1 protein-coding gene is annotated in these 514 nt (G+C 42.2%); it reads right to left on the bottom strand.

The annotated features are described in order from the left end of the window. Positions 1-61 precede the first annotated feature (61 nt). On the bottom strand, positions 62-424 hold the full coding sequence (locus R7Q09_RS28490) for a VOC family protein (RefSeq protein WP_318144251.1): 363 nt from the start codon (positions 422-424) through the stop codon (positions 62-64). Positions 425-514 lie beyond the last annotated feature (90 nt).

The raw sequence follows: 514 nt of genomic DNA, 5'->3' as shown, positions 1-514 counted from the left end.
AACCATTTGGTAAAAATCCCAAGCTTGGGAAGTTACTCATAAACGCTTTGTTGTATGCGTACTAAAGGTACACCACGGATTCCACATTATTACCCTCGGGATCAATCAAAAACGCTGCGTAGTAATTTGGAGCGTAGTGACTTCGTAAACCAGGTTTCCCGTTACATTTGCCTCCAGCAGACAACCCCGCTTCGTGAAATGCTGTAACTTGTCGTTTGTCTAATGCAGAAAAAGCGATGTGGCATGTTGAATTACTGACACCTTTTTCAATGAGAAATCTTACATTTGGCTCGCTCGAAAGCCCGAAACCAGCAGCATTTTCATCTGACCACTTGAGTTCAATACCCAATGGCTCTAGCACATTCTTGTAAAACACACGACATTCTTCGAATGCAACTACCTTAATTTCAAAATGATCTATCACTCTCAATCCTTTAGAGTTGGTTACAATTTTCCTTAAAGTACATAACGCCCTGTTAAGGTGTGAGCAACGCAATACCGCTGCCACCGCAGA

The organism is Vibrio sp. 2130-1, assembly GCF_033339515.1.
The sequence above is the reverse complement of the archived record's forward strand: the minus strand, read 5'-3'. Positions and strand labels throughout refer to the sequence as shown.